11 protein-coding genes are annotated in these 12,921 nt (G+C 34.1%); 2 read left to right on the top strand and 9 right to left on the bottom strand.

The window, feature by feature from the left end:
• Positions 1 to 53 precede the first annotated feature (53 nt).
• Together ACQKP0_RS19705 and rnjA are read left to right on the top strand one after the other, a co-directional pair.
• Positions 54 to 266 carry a DNA-dependent RNA polymerase subunit epsilon gene (locus ACQKP0_RS19705; RefSeq protein WP_427407543.1) on the top strand — a complete coding sequence of 71 codons (213 nt, stop codon included), beginning with the start codon at positions 54 to 56 and terminating at the stop codon, positions 264 to 266.
• Between the two features lie 5 nt (positions 267 to 271).
• The gene (rnjA, locus tag ACQKP0_RS19700; RefSeq protein ID WP_427407542.1) at positions 272 to 1,939 is read left to right on the top strand and encodes a ribonuclease J1; all 1,668 of its coding nucleotides are present in this window, start codon (positions 272 to 274) and stop codon (positions 1,937 to 1,939) included.
• Positions 1,940 to 2,137: 198 nt separating this feature from the next.
• Here the strand turns inward: rnjA and ACQKP0_RS19695 are convergent, their stop codons facing one another.
• The 9 genes from ACQKP0_RS19695 to ACQKP0_RS19655 form a co-directional block, all read right to left on the bottom strand.
• Positions 2,138 to 2,797 carry a potassium channel family protein gene (locus ACQKP0_RS19695; RefSeq protein WP_427407541.1) on the bottom strand — a complete coding sequence of 220 codons (660 nt, stop codon included), beginning with the start codon at positions 2,795 to 2,797 and terminating at the stop codon, positions 2,138 to 2,140.
• A 301-nt stretch (positions 2,798 to 3,098) separates the two neighbouring features.
• Positions 3,099 to 4,112, bottom strand: a complete 1,014-nt coding sequence (locus ACQKP0_RS19690; RefSeq protein WP_427407578.1) for a cytochrome d ubiquinol oxidase subunit II — start codon at positions 4,110 to 4,112, stop codon at positions 3,099 to 3,101.
• Between the two features lie 26 nt (positions 4,113 to 4,138).
• Positions 4,139 to 5,464 carry a cytochrome ubiquinol oxidase subunit I gene (locus tag ACQKP0_RS19685; protein WP_427407540.1) on the bottom strand — a complete coding sequence of 442 codons (1,326 nt, stop codon included), beginning with the start codon at positions 5,462 to 5,464 and terminating at the stop codon, positions 4,139 to 4,141.
• A 201-nt stretch (positions 5,465 to 5,665) separates the two neighbouring features.
• Complete coding sequence (locus ACQKP0_RS19680) at positions 5,666 to 6,304, bottom strand: response regulator (RefSeq protein WP_427407539.1); 639 nt, start codon at positions 6,302 to 6,304, stop codon at positions 5,666 to 5,668.
• On the bottom strand, positions 6,301 to 7,347 hold the full coding sequence (locus tag ACQKP0_RS19675) for a sensor histidine kinase (RefSeq protein ID WP_427407538.1): 1,047 nt from the start codon (positions 7,345 to 7,347) through the stop codon (positions 6,301 to 6,303). Before ACQKP0_RS19675 ends, ACQKP0_RS19680 begins: the two co-directional genes overlap by 4 nt.
• On the bottom strand, positions 7,344 to 8,063 hold the full coding sequence (liaF, locus tag ACQKP0_RS19670) for a cell wall-active antibiotics response protein LiaF (RefSeq protein ID WP_427407537.1): 720 nt from the start codon (positions 8,061 to 8,063) through the stop codon (positions 7,344 to 7,346). Before liaF ends, ACQKP0_RS19675 begins: the two co-directional genes overlap by 4 nt.
• Before the next feature lie 151 nt (positions 8,064 to 8,214).
• Entirely contained in the window at positions 8,215 to 8,856 is a 642-nt protein-coding gene (locus ACQKP0_RS19665; RefSeq protein ID WP_427407536.1) for a PspA/IM30 family protein, read from the bottom strand.
• A 276-nt stretch (positions 8,857 to 9,132) separates the two neighbouring features.
• A complete protein-coding gene (locus ACQKP0_RS19660) occupies positions 9,133 to 10,929 on the bottom strand; it encodes an ABC transporter ATP-binding protein (RefSeq protein ID WP_427407577.1) in 1,797 nt (598 codons plus the stop codon).
• A 38-nt stretch (positions 10,930 to 10,967) separates the two neighbouring features.
• On the bottom strand, positions 10,968 to 12,722 hold the full coding sequence (locus ACQKP0_RS19655) for an ABC transporter ATP-binding protein (RefSeq protein WP_427407535.1): 1,755 nt from the start codon (positions 12,720 to 12,722) through the stop codon (positions 10,968 to 10,970).
• Positions 12,723 to 12,921: the final 199 nt, after the last annotated feature.

Raw genomic sequence — 12,921 nt, 5'->3', positions numbered from 1 at the left:
TTTTTATATAATAGAAAAAGTTACATTTGATAACGGAGTAAGGAGAGAGAAAAATGATTTATAAAGTTTATTTTCAAGAAAAAAAGAATGAAGTACCAGTACGTGAAAACACAAAAACTATCTATGTAGAAGCAGATTCAGAAAGAGAAGTACGTCAAATGTTAAAAAACCGTCAAATTAATGTTGAATTCGTACAGCTTTTAGAAGGTTCTTATTTAGATTATGAAAAGAACCATAAAAATTTTGAACTATCGGAGACTAGATAATCTATATGAAATTTGTTAAAAATGATCAAACAGCCGTATTTGCCCTTGGCGGTTTAGGGGAAATCGGAAAAAACACATATGCAGTTCAGTTCCAAGATGAAATTATTTTAATTGATGCTGGAATTAAGTTTCCAGAAGACGAGCTATTAGGTATTGATTATGTCATTCCAGATTACACTTATTTAGTCAAAAATGAGGAAAAAATCAAAGGTTTATTTATTACACATGGACATGAAGACCATATTGGTGGAATTCCTTATTTATTGAGACAAGTTAATATTCCGATTTATGGAGGAAAATTAGCACTAGGTCTTATTAAAAATAAGTTAGAAGAGCATGGACTTTTAAGAAAAACCACTTTCCATGAAATTCAAGAAGATGATGTAATAAAATTTAGAAAGACATCAGTTACATTTTTCCGTACAACACATAGTATCCCAGATTCTTATGGAATTGTAGTAAAGACTCCACAAGGCAATATTGTTCATACAGGAGATTTTAAATTTGATTTTACCCCTGTTGGAGAACCTGCCAATTTAACTAAAATGGCTGAAATCGGTAAGGAAGGCGTCCTTTGTCTGCTCTCGGATAGTACGAATAGTGAGGTACCGCATTTTACTATGTCTGAACGTCGTGTAGGAGAAAGTATTCAGGATGTTTTCCGTAAGGTCGATGGACGAATTATCTTTGCAACTTTTGCTTCTAATATTCATCGCCTGCAACAAGTGGCAGAAGCTGCTGTAATGAATGGCAGGAAGATTGCTGTATTCGGACGCAGTATGGAAGCAGCAATTAATATTGGACATGATCTCGGCTATATTCAATGTCCAAAAGATACATTTATCGATGCTCAAGCTATTAATCGTTTGCCTGCTAATAAAGTTACTATTTTGTGTACTGGTAGCCAAGGTGAACCAATGGCAGCACTTTCAAGAATAGCAAATGGAACTCATCGACAAATTCAAATTCAACCTGGTGATACTGTAGTCTTTTCTTCTTCACCAATCCCAGGGAATACAATAAGTGTAAATCGTACGATTAACTTACTTTGTCGTGCTGGTGCTGATGTTATACATGGTCCTCTTAATGATATTCATACTTCTGGTCATGGCGGACAGCAAGAACAAAAATTAATGCTTAGATTAATTAAACCTAAATTCTTTATGCCTATTCATGGTGAATATCGTATGCAAAAAATGCATTCGCAGCTCGCAGTTGATTGCGGTGTTCCTGAAGAAAACTGCTTCATTATGGACAATGGTGAGGTTCTCGCTTTAAGTAGTGATTCTGCACAAGTAGCAGGTAAAATCCCTTCAGGATCTGTCTATATTGACGGAAATGGAATCGGTGATATCGGTAACATCGTTCTCCGAGATCGACGAATATTATCTGAGGAAGGTCTTGTTGTTGTCGTTGTATCTATTAACATGAATGACTTTAAGATTGCTTCTGGTCCGGATATTATCTCAAGAGGGTTTGTTTATATGCGTGAATCAGGAGATCTAATTAACGAAGCACAAAATCTCATTTCTAAGCACTTAAACAAAGTGATGGAAAGAAAAACAACACAATGGACAGAAATCAAAAATGAGATTACAGATACTTTAGCACCATTCCTTTATGAAAAAACTAAACGTCGACCAATGATCATGCCGATCATTATGGAAGTTTAATTTTTAATAAAATAAATAAGAAAGGAACATCCTAAAAATAGTGATGTTCCTTTTTTTATTTTATAGCTTTGTTAATGGTTATTGTTGAAAAAATCACCTGTATGGTATGCGTGAAGCGATTTCTTTACGAAGTAAAACTAGCTGAACGCATACCGTACAGGGTTTTCATAAAAACAACATTGTTTAACAAATCCTATTTTATTGAGAAAGCTTTTTCTCAAATCTTTGAATATCCGCATCTGCACCAATTACAATTAATATATCATCTTGTTCAATGACATCATATGCTTGAGGTGAGATGACCATCGAATTTCCACGTTTAATCGCAACAATGTTAATTCCATATTTAGCACGAATATTTAAATCTACAATTGAGTTCCCAGTTATATGTTCATTAACAGCAATTTCTACAATACTATATTTATCCGAAAGCTCAATATAATCTAAAACATTATTAGATACAATGTGGTGAGCAATTCTTCTGCCCATATCTCGTTCTGGGTGTACAACATGGTCCGCTCCAATTTTTTGCAAAACTTTAGCATGGTAATCGTTTTGTGCTTTAACCGTAACCTTTTTAGCACCTATTTCCTTCAACATTAGGGTTGTTAGAATGCTTGCTTGAATATCGGCACCAATAGCAACAATAATATGATCAAAATTTCTAATTCCTAAGTTTTTTAACACGGTCTCATCTGTTGAATCAGCAATAACAGCATGAGTTGCAATTGACGCAAATTCATTCACACGATCTTCATCTTGATCAATGGCCATTACTTCCATTCCTTGCAAGGATAATTCTCTGCAAATACTTCCACCGAACCTACCAAGACCTATAACTACAAATTCTTTCTTCATCTAAACTCCCCCACTAATAGAAGACTAATATCTCCCATTCTAGCATAGAAGTTTATTTTAGAAAAAGGCTCTTTTCGTATAAATTGTTGTTTTTAGACTATAAACTTAGTCCGTTGATTTCCGCTCCAGACACTTGCTTTCCGCGGGGAGGGATGGGAGCCTCCTCGGCGTTACCGCCTGCGGGGTCTCCCACTTCCCTCTTTTTCCCGCAGGAGTCAAGTGCCCTCCGCTACAATCAACTCAGATTGTTAATAAAATATCACTAAAAAGCAACAAACTTTACGAAAATTGCCTAGAAAAATTACTTTTTACCCTTAACATAATCAGCATTAAAAAGAAAAAGGCTCATCAACAATATGAGAGAAGGAATTAATAATAAAAGTCCAGCAATTAAAGCAATGACAAGTGCTGTTCCCATGGTTGCATTCGTCACACTCGTATGGATTGTAATAAACGGATAAAGAATATATGGCAAATGTGAGGCACCATAGCCAAAAAATGCAAAGAAAAATTGCAATATGACCGAAATAAAGGCAAAACCGAAATACTTTCGTTTATATATAAAAATAGAAGCAATAAAGAAAAATATGAGCGATAATAAAAACATCCACCATAGATCTAAGGAATTATTAAAATGAACTGGGTTATGTCTTTGTAATGAAATAAAAACTAATAGACTAGCCAATATAGTTGGTGGACTCCAAAATAAGGCAAATTTCCGTAATATTTCTCTTGCTTCAATATCATCTGCTCTATTCGCATAATAAGTTAAAAATGCAGCACTAATAAAAAGCACAGAAACGATTGCAAGGAAAACGACACTCCAAGAGTAAAAACTAGTAAAAAGCTCTTTTGCCAAAAAGAGAACATGATGCCCTTTTTCAGCTAAAAACCCGCCTTCAGAAATGGTTAATACTGTTGATAATGATGCAGGTATTAGTAAGCCAGTTGCACCATACAAAAATAAATATACAACATTATTTTTAGATCCATAATTTCCAAAGGCATAAAAGGAACCTCTTATGACAATTAAAATTAATGCAATGCTTCCCGGAATTAATAAAGCTGTTCCAAAATAATAGGCCGTATCAGGAAAAAATCCTACAATGCCTACAAAGAAGAATACAAAAAAAACATTTGTCACTTCCCAAACAGGAGATAGATATCGATTAATTATCCCATTTATAATATGATCCTTTTTTGTAACCCTTCCATAAAATGCAAAAAATCCAGCTCCAAAGTCGATAGAAGCAACAATTAAATATCCGAATAGGAATATCCAAAGAACGGTAATTCCAAGTATTTCAAGATTCATATTCAACATTCCTCTCCATTATCCCTTTATAAAAATCTTTCATTAAACTCGGCTTCTGCTGGATAATTTTTAAACATTTTAATTAGAACAACACAACTAATAATCGCAAGGATGAAATAAAGAATCGCAAACAAAATAAATGTTAATCCTACCCCATTACCGGTCGTTGCAGCTTCCGCAACCTTCATATATCCTCTTAAAATCCATGGCTGCCTGCCTAGTTCCGCATACATCCATCCTAATTCAATGGCAACAATTCCTAAAGGACCGCCCGCAACAATTGCCCATAAAAGCGGCTTATTCCATTCCGACCATTTTTTAATACGGCGTATAAATAAAAATACAAGAGGGATTAATACAAGATAAAAACCAATAATCACCATTAAATCAAACATGTAATGGACACTAAGAGGCGGAATTTCATCCTTTGGAAAATCATTCAAACCAATTACTTTTGTATCAAAGGATCCACCTGCTAAAAAGCTAAGGAATTTGGGTATGTGAATGGCATTTTTTATATGATTATTTTCATCTAGAGTACCAAATAATATTAGATCCGCTCCCCTGCTTGTTTCAAAATGCCATTCAGCAGCAGCAAGTTTTTCCGGTTGATGTTTAGCTAGAAATTTTGCAGATGCATCTCCAGCTAATGCTGTTCCAGTAGCAAAAATGAAGGTTGTCACCATCGTTAGTGTTAATGCTTTTTGATAATAAATGCCTCGTTTTCCTCGTATGTATAAAACGGCAGTAATAGCTGCAAGCAAAATTGCTGAAGCCGCATATGCAGAAGTTACTACATGAAACACCTTTGATGGTGTGGCAGGATTAAACATTGCTGCTATAGGATCGATATTAAGCATTTTTCCATTTTTTAAAGTAAAGCCTTGAGGAGTGTTCATAAATGAATTAACCATTGTAATAAACATAGCAGACGCAGATGAACCAATCATTATCGGAAATGTTAAAATCCAGTGCACGTATTTATTTTTAAATCGATCCCAAGTATACAAATAAATTCCGAGAAAGATCGCTTCAAAGAAAAAAGCGAATGTTTCCATAAATAAAGGTAAAGCAATAATTTTTCCCGCCACTTGCATAAAACTCGGCCAAAGCATGGATAACTGAAGACCTATACATGTACCAGTTACAACTCCCACCGCAACAGTGATCGTAAATCCTCTTGCCCAACGCCTAGCTAAAAGGTTGTAATATGGATCCTTTCGTTTAATTCCTAAAAACTCAGCAATTGATATCATAACAGGTACACCAACACCGATCGTTGCAAAAATAATATGAAAAGCTAAGGTCATTCCTGTTAACATTCGACTCAAAATGACATTATCCAGTTCCATCATGAAAACCCTCCTTTATTTCCAGTATATATTCTTAGTATTAAAAGTATTTTTTATTTACTTTTATTACTATTAGTGTAAACCTTTTTTATACAATGTGAATCATTGAGCATGAATGTTTTGTGACATTTTTCACAAACTTAACTCTAAGAAAAAAATAAAAATAGGAGATAATAGGGTTAAATGGATCCCCTATATCTCCTATTTTTTATTTATTAATTGATGTTGAAAAGCATAAATGACGGCTTGTGTACGATCCTGAACTTCTAATTTACTTAATATATTACTTACATGTGTTTTAACCGTTTTTAATGCAATAAATAATTCATCCGCGATTTCTTGATTGGTCATCCCTTCGCCCATTAGTAAAAGGATTTCGAGCTCTCGATTCGTTAAATCATCATGCAGTGGACGTTTATTGCCTTGCTTCATCCGCATCATCATTTTTCCAGTGACTTGTGGCTCTAGAACAGATTGTCCTTCATATGTAGATCGAACGGCATCTGCAATATCACTTGCTTTAGATGTCTTTAGCATATAACTTGTCGCACCTGCTTCAAGAGCAGGATATACCTTCTCATCATCAATAAAACTTGTAACAATAATTATTTTCGCCTCAGGCCATTGTTTTATGATTTCCTTTGTAGCTTGAATGCCATCCATCTCATTCATAACAAGATCCATTAGAATAATATCTGGGCGCAATTGTAAGGCAAGCTCTACCCCTTTTCTGCCATCATCCGCCTCCCCAATTACTTCAATATCAAGTTGAATCGATAAAAAGGCTGAAACTCCAATACGAACCATTTCATGATCATCTACTAATAATACCTTTATCATTCTACCGCCTCCTTTTGTTTTAAAATCGGAATTTTCACTTCAATACTAGTACCTTTTCCTTTAAAGCTGATCATTTTTATCGCTCCTCCAATTTCTGCGGCACGTTCCCGAATATTTTGCAAACCATAAGAACCAGCTTTTTCCTGCCCCATTTCAAAGCCAACACCATCATCGATAATTTTTAAAAATACAAACTGTTCACGTTTTATTAAGTGGATCTCTAATGTAGTAGCTTTTGCATGGCGGAGAGTATTGGATATAGATTCCTGCATAATTCGAAATAGATGATCTTCTACTCCTTTATCAAGCTTTAAATCATCGATTTTCCAACTAACTTTTAAAGGAAGCTTTGCTGTTAACTCAAGTAGCAATTCTTCAGCACCTTTTTTTAGACTTTTCCCCTCTAATTGAATAGGTCTTAAATGAAGCAAAAGAGCTCTCATCTCAGATTGAGATTCATTAATAATTTCTTCAACTAGCTTCATTTGTTTATTTGTTACTGTTTTATCAGGGTTTGGATTTTGATTAATGGCTGATAGTAGCATCGTTGCCGCAAATAGCTGCTGACTGACAGAATCATGAAGCTCTCTTGCTAAACGATTTCTTTCTTGTGAAAGTATTTCTTGTTTCATACTTTCATTCCAATCAGCACGTTCATTAGCCAGCTTCTGAGACGCTTTTACTTGCTCATCAAATCGGTTTTGAATTCGTTGTAAACGATCATACAATCCAGAAACTTCAATAAGCTTTTCAGTAGGAATTTTCGAAATATCAAATTCTCCTTTTTCTAGTTCAACTAATCGGATATCTACTTCTTCAAACTTTTTTTTCATTATATAACCGATAACTAACCCGCAAACGACACCAAGTATAATACTTGTCAAAATGATAAATACAATAACGGGTAATAAAAAAATTTGCTTAAAAAAAAGGGCTTCATACCAATCAACTTTTATGGTTTGTATATATATGGCTGATATAAAAATGGCTATTACAAGGGAAAAAGAACTAAAATAAAATAAAAATGTTCTTTGTATACTCATACGTGTTTCACCTCAAGATTTCCAATTGGCAATGAGGTGATGATTTTTATTTTTCTTGATGATTCTTCATAGTTATCAGAGTAGTAAATAGTATTTTGATTAAACACATTCTCCTCTTGACCATATATATTTACATTACCAGTTATTGATGAATGATTAACTGATATAGCAACATCATATGGAATAAGTAATTGAATATTGCCGGCCAATCCTCTTATCACTACAGTGGATTCCCCTACTGGCAGCATAGTCATACTTAAATCAATAACCGTATTGCCAAGACCACATTGAATATTGATATCATCCCATTCATAAATATTGTCTTCAAAACGTTGACTACCAAAAAATTTATTTTTAATATATGGCTGTTTTCGATTTACTTTTGAATGACTTGAGGGCTCAATTGTTTCAACCGTAATAATTTTCGGTTTGCGCTTTTTCTTTTTGTATTGCATTAAAAGATAGATTAAGATTGAAAATAATATTAGTTTAAAAAAAACAGTTGAAATAATGATAATAACTGCAATCGAGATTCCAACGATAAATAAAATAATTCCAGAGGATCTGGTGCTTTTTTTCTTACCTAAATAAATAAGTAGTGCCGCGATCCCAAGAAAAATGAGAGATTCCGGATTAAAGGAAATTTCAAATAAAATTCCAACAACGGCAACTAAGATTATCCATGTGATTGTATTTTGATCCGATCTTTTTCTCATGTTGCCTCCCTCTTTCATAGATAGCAATTAAAAGAATATTCCATCACTGATTCTATTAAACATACGACAAGACCCCCGAGGAACATTCCTTGAGGATCTAGCCGTATGCAATGAACGGATATATGCTTTTTATACTACCATAGATTACCTATTATTTAATAGTTGTTTCTTCTGTTTTTAATCCTTTTTCAAGCTCATTAATCCGAGAATCGAACATACTCATATCATAACTAGAATTTATTCTTCCTTCTAAGTGATCCATATACCTATTGGTTTCTTCAAATCGTACATTTGCTTTTCCAGCAATAGAGTCATCTAAAACATGGTTTATCTTTTTTGTTACTTTTATTACGTTCTCCCGGCCCATTAGTTCTAACCGTTTAATATGCATATCTTTTAATTTTATTTTCATTTCTCGATGTTTTTTCTCTAGCATTTCTAACTGACTGGATGCTTCATTATAAGCTTCCTTTAAGCTAAGTGCCTGCACCTTGTAAATTGCCTCTTCGTCAATTGCCACTTGGTGTAAAGTTAGTTCATTTGCTTGAAGTGCAATTTCCCCTTGCTTACAACGTTTATCCGCCATCGATTCGGCTTGTTTCAACTCTCTTGCAAATTCCTCTTTTAGTAAATATTGTCTTTCAATTAACTTTTCTACTTTTTTTGCTTCATTTTCACTTTCACGTAAGTATTGGTTTAATCGTGAGATCGGATTGTTCTTTTCCTTTGTTTCTAAAATATCATGTAGATCAGCCATCACTGAGTTTTTAATTTTTTCGAATAATGTTGTCATTAATATTTCCTCCCTTTGTTTATATCATAAAAAAAATGCCTGAATTCAATAACAATCCGCAGCTTTATTTTTTTATAAGACTTGAGACGTAGAGGAGTATTCGAAAATGTAATTTCTTGTAATATAAAGGATTTGTTAATCGTTATGGTTGATAAAATGACCTGTATGATATGCGTGAAGCGATTTCTTCACGTAGTAAAACTAGCTGAACGCATACCATACAGGGTTTTATTGATAAGCGATATAAAAAGAAGGATGACCAAGTCACCCTTCTTTTTATATCGCTTCCAGCATTTTAAATTGAGCTTTTACTAATCGATAGTATTCACCTTGGTGCTTCATTAATTGATCATGGTTTCCTTCTTCAATAATATTCCCGTGATCAAGGACAAAAATTTTATCTGCTTCTCGTATGGTTGAAAGTCGATGGGCAATGATAACCGATGTTCTGTCTTTTAATAAAGTTCGTAAGGCGTTTTGAATTTGTACCTCTGTTTCCGTATCGATACTTGCAGTTGCTTCATCTAGAATAATAATTCTAGGATTGGCAAGTAAAGCTCTCGCAAATGATAACAGCTGCCTTTCACCTACGGAAAGAATATTTCCTCTTTCCTCAACTTGTGTTTCATAACCGTTAGGAAGGTTCTCAATAAATTTATGGGCTCCTATCGCTTTTGCGGCTGCAATTGCTTCCTCATCTTCAGCCTCTGGACGGCCAAATTTAATATTTTCCATGATCGTTCCTGAAAATATAAATGTATCTTGGAGGACGACACTAATTCGATTTCGTAAACTTTTTAACGAAATATCCCTTAAATCATGACCATCAATTTTAACAGATCCAGCGGTTGGATCATAGAAACGGCTAATCAAATTTGCTATCGTTGTTTTCCCAGAGCCTGTATGACCAACTAAAGCAATTGTTTGACCCTGCTTCATTTCTAGATTAACCCCTTTTAATGCTAAACGATTATCGTCATATGAAAACTCAACATTTTCAAATTGAACATGACCTTCCATATCAGGTAATTCAATCGCCTTTTCCTTTTCGTGAACGATAGGCTGTTCGTCTAAATATTCGAAAATTCTTTCTGATGAAGCCATCGCCATTAACAGCTGATTATATACCTGACCAATTCTAGAGATCGGCTCCCAAAACATTCCTAAATAAAAGGCATAAGAAACAAATTCTCCTAATTTAAGTGAATCAGTTTGAATTAGGTGTGCACCATACCAGATAAGAACTGCAGAACCAACAGCATTCGTTAATTCAATCATCGGTCTAAAAAGTGCGTTTTTCTTCGTTGCTATTCGCCATGCTTCGTAGTTCTCAGTGTTGACACCATCAAAGAACTTCATATTTTCTTTTTCTTGTGTAAAGGATTGTGTAACGCGAATTCCTTGGATACTTTCATTTAAATGCGAATTTAGCTTTGACTGTTTTATACGCATATACTGCCAAGATCGGCGAATATTTTGCCGAAGCTTAGTAGAAATCAAAAACATGATTGGCAGGATAATCAATACAGCTAATGTCAGTTGTGGACTTAGCATGAATAAAATGACGATAACCCCAACTAACATAATCATATCCATTAAAAGGTTCACAACCCCATTTGTAAACAAATCCTGTAATGAGTTTGTATCATTCATAATCCTTACAAGAATCGAACCTGCTGAACGCTGATCAAAAAAACGATGGGAAAGGTGTTGAACATGAGTAAACAAGTTTTTCCGAATATCGTAAATAACCTTTTGTCCAAGCTGATTCATCCAACGGATTCTAAATATATTTGCTAAATAGGATACTATGTACAGAACGGCAATCACAATGATAATAATCGATAATAATTGTCCATCCTTCCCCTGTATCCCTTTTTCTATTGCATATACCCCAATTAAGGTTGGAATAATTAGTCGAATAATTGTATTGAGAAGCATAGCCGCTAACGATTTAGGCAAGAGATTTTTTGAATATGGTTTTAAATAATTCAGTAGACGCAACATCTGCTTCCAGTTAAAGGGTTTATCTATAATTTGTTCAGTGGAGTAATTAAATCGCTCCACTTTCATTTGTTTTGCATTCTTTTCCTTAGTCAATGAATTTCACCTCAACCTGTCTGGGATTGCAGAATAGCCTGCTGATCTTTGTATTGGATTTTGTAAATTCGTTCATATGGTCCCCCATTTGATAAAAGTTCCGAATGGACGCCTCTTTCTACTATTTTTCCATTTTCCAATACGAGTATTTCATCAGCATGTTTAAGAGAAGAAATTCGGTGTGCAATGATAAATGTCGTTCTTCCCTTCATTACTTGTCGCAAGCCTTCTTGAATCTTAAACTCCGTATCCATATCAACAGCACTTGTTGCATCATCTAATATTAAAATACTTGGGTCTAAACAAATCGCACGTGCAATTGCAATTCTTTGTTTTTGACCACCTGATAATCCTAGACCTCTTTCACCAAGCATGGTGTCGTAGCCATCCGGTAATTCCATTATAAAATCATGTGCTTGAGCTCTTTTTGCTGCTTCTATAATTTCTTCCATTGTTGCGTGTGGACGACCATAGGCAATATTCGCTTTAATCGTTGATGAAAAAAGGAATGATTCCTGTAAAACAATACCTATGTTTGAGCGTAACGATTGAATGGAATAATCACTAACAGATTTTCCATCAATTAATACTTTTCCTGAAACAGGTTCGTAAAATCTAGTCATCAATTGGGTAATCGTTGTTTTACCAGACCCTGTAGATCCTATCAATCCAATTACTTTGCCTGGTTCTGCTATAAAATCAATATTTTTAATCGCAGCATTTTCATCTCCAAAATATTGAAGAGTAACATTTTGAAATTCAACTTCCCCATTCATTCGTTCAACTTCAAATGCATTTTCTTTGTCATAAATTTCATTATCCGCCTCAAGAATTTCCAATAAACGTTCTCCCGAAGCTTTGGATTGGGAAAATAAATTTATTGTGAACCCAAGATTAATAATAGGCATTAGAATGTAACCCAATAAACTATAAAATGCCACGAGTTCACCTGGCTTCATACTCTCATTAATAACTAAATAGCCTCCATACGCCAATAATATAATGATTCCTACGTTCCCAATCAGCTCCATCAAAGGAAAATATTTCGCCCAAATATTTGCTGTTTGAATTTGTTGATCACGGTAATCATCATTGGAAACGTTAAACTTAGAGGTTTGAAATTCTTCTCGAGATAAGGATTTTACCGTATTAATACCACTAATATTTTCTTGTACATTCGTATTAAGTTTCCCAAAGGATCTCCTTATTCCTCTAAACGCCGGATGGACAACCTTATCAAACTTATAAACAGCGACTGCTAGAAAAGGGAGCATAATCATTGTCATAAATGTTAGTGATACTGAGTAGTAAAACATAACACTGAAGCTTATTCCCAAAATCAAAATAAATCTCAAAGCTTCAGAGAATCCAAACGATAGGAAAAAACGAAAGCCTTCCACATCTGCTGTTAACCTCGACATTAAGTCACCAGTTTTCGCATTATCATAATAACGGAATGGTAAATATTGAAGTTTTTCATACAAGGCATTTCGAAGACGATAAACAGAGGTAATCCCAAACAAGTCACCTGTGTATTGCTGAATAAATGTCGCAACCCCTTTTATTACCATGATGATGACAAAACCTATTGATAAATATGGTATAAGTTCATATTTTTCTTTAAATACCACTTCGTCAATCGTCAACTGTAAAATAATTGGATAAACAATCGTTATCGCTGTAACAACGATTAAAAATAACATCGACGTTATAAACAGCCGTTTATAAGGCCAATAAAAGTCTTTCAGTTTTTTAAAAGTCTCCATTGCATTCCCCCCCAATATAAAAAAATTTAAAACGTAATATTAAATATAACGGTTATCGAAATATTTTTCCATACTTTAGTTGCAATTTTTATAAAAATTTTTTTATTTTGTTTTTTGCTATTAATCAAAAGAAAAAGAGCTATTAAAAAGCTCTAAAAAACCTACTTATAAAATTATGGCATGACTTTTTATCTTATTC

This window comes from Heyndrickxia sp. NPDC080065, from assembly GCF_050281185.1.
GTDB lineage: Bacteria > Bacillota > Bacilli > Bacillales > Bacillaceae_C > Heyndrickxia.
The sequence above is the reverse complement of the archived record's forward strand: the minus strand, read 5'-3'. Positions and strand labels throughout refer to the sequence as shown.

Coding starts and splice junctions, on each gene's coding strand:
- ACQKP0_RS19705 (WP_427407543.1), top strand. CDS start 54: ATGATTTATAAAGTTTATTTTCAAGAAAAAAAGAATGAAGTACCAGTA.
- rnjA (WP_427407542.1), top strand. CDS start 272: ATGAAATTTGTTAAAAATGATCAAACAGCCGTATTTGCCCTTGGCGGT.
- ACQKP0_RS19695 (WP_427407541.1), bottom strand. CDS start 2,797: ATGAAGAAAGAATTTGTAGTTATAGGTCTTGGTAGGTTCGGTGGAAGT.
- ACQKP0_RS19690 (WP_427407578.1), bottom strand. CDS start 4,112: ATGAATCTTGAAATACTTGGAATTACCGTTCTTTGGATATTCCTATTC.
- ACQKP0_RS19685 (WP_427407540.1), bottom strand. CDS start 5,464: ATGGAACTGGATAATGTCATTTTGAGTCGAATGTTAACAGGAATGACC.
- ACQKP0_RS19680 (WP_427407539.1), bottom strand. CDS start 6,304: ATGATAAAGGTATTATTAGTAGATGATCATGAAATGGTTCGTATTGGA.
- ACQKP0_RS19675 (WP_427407538.1), bottom strand. CDS start 7,347: ATGAGTATACAAAGAACATTTTTATTTTATTTTAGTTCTTTTTCCCTT.
- liaF (WP_427407537.1), bottom strand. CDS start 8,063: ATGAGAAAAAGATCGGATCAAAATACAATCACATGGATAATCTTAGTT.
- ACQKP0_RS19665 (WP_427407536.1), bottom strand. CDS start 8,856: ATGACAACATTATTCGAAAAAATTAAAAACTCAGTGATGGCTGATCTA.
- ACQKP0_RS19660 (WP_427407577.1), bottom strand. CDS start 10,929: ATGAAAGTGGAGCGATTTAATTACTCCACTGAACAAATTATAGATAAA.
- ACQKP0_RS19655 (WP_427407535.1), bottom strand. CDS start 12,722: ATGGAGACTTTTAAAAAACTGAAAGACTTTTATTGGCCTTATAAACGG.